Source organism: Streptomyces sp. MB09-02B, assembly GCF_033794485.1.
GTDB lineage: Bacteria > Actinomycetota > Actinomycetes > Streptomycetales > Streptomycetaceae > Streptomyces.
This window is the reverse complement of the sequence record NZ_JARGEE010000909.1, coordinates 1-1053: the sequence shown is the minus strand read 5'-3', so window position 1 is coordinate 1053 and position 1053 is coordinate 1. Positions and strand designations below refer to the sequence as shown.

At 73.9% G+C, this 1053-nt stretch carries 1 protein-coding gene; it reads right to left on the bottom strand.

Annotation, left to right across the window (positions count from 1 at the left end; genetic code table 11):
* Window positions 1-41: 41 nt before the first annotated feature.
* The gene (locus P1P70_RS45020; protein WP_413471700.1) at window positions 42-1019 is read right to left on the bottom strand and encodes a lysylphosphatidylglycerol synthase transmembrane domain-containing protein; all 978 of its coding nucleotides are present in this window, start codon (window positions 1017-1019) and stop codon (window positions 42-44) included.
* Between the last annotated feature and the right edge of the window lie 34 nt (window positions 1020-1053).

The following is a 1053-nucleotide window of genomic DNA, read 5'->3' as shown; positions in this document are numbered from 1 at the left end:
CTGCCCCTGCCCCACCCCGTGCCGCTGCCGCTCGGCTCCGCTCAGAGCACCTTCGCCCGTACCAGCGCCGAGAGGACGAGCGTGCCGGGGAGGAGGGGGAGCCAGACGGTGAGGACGCGGTAGCCGATGACCGTGGTGGTGGCGAGGGTCGCCGGCGCGCCGAAGGCGACCAGGGTGAAGACGAGCGCCGCGTCCATCGGCCCGAGTCCGCCCGGCGCGGGCACGGCACCGGCGGCCGTACTGGCGACGAGGTAGGCGAAGAGCATCTGCGGCCAGGACAAGGGCAGTCCGAGCGAGGAGCCGACCGAGGCGACCACGGCCCCCTGGCACAGCGGGAAGGCGGCGGCCCCGCCCCACAGGGCGAGCGCGCGGCAGGGACGGCTGTGCACGATCCGCGTGTCGGTGAGCGCGGAACGCAGCCCTCCGATCAGTGGCCGCCGCAACGGCCGTACGGTCGTGATCAGTGTGACCACGGCGGCGAGGCTGACGCCGGTGATCGCGCCGACCAGGGCGAGCGTCTCGCCCTTGGGGAGGAGTTCGGTCAGGCGGAGCGTGCCCGGGAAGGCGACGACGAAGGCGACGATCACCAGGGTCTTGGCCACGGGTTTGACCGCCGAGTACAGGGCGAGCGAGGACGTGGCCCTGGAAAGGGGGATGCCACGGCCTCGAAGGAAGCGCAGGACGACGGCGTGGGCGCCGATGTTGCCCGGCAGCGCGTGACCAGCCGCCCCGGCAGCGAACTGCGTCGCCAGCAACTGACCCGGTGGCAGCCGTTCCGGCACCGCCCCCTGCCGTACGCAGGCGGAGGCCACCGAGCACAGGGCGGTGAAGAACACCCCGGCCAGCAGCCATCGCCAATCGGCCGAGGCCAGGCGCACCGCCCCGCCGTGCACGGTCCGCCAGTCGAACGCCGCCCAGGCACCGAGCAGCACCAACGGCAGCAACGTCAGAGCCAGCCGCAACCGGCGGCCATTGGCGGCCGACCGGGCGGGGAGCAGCGCCCGAACCCTGCCGGGCAGAAACGCGACGAGCCGGGTCGGGTGGGGGGTCGAG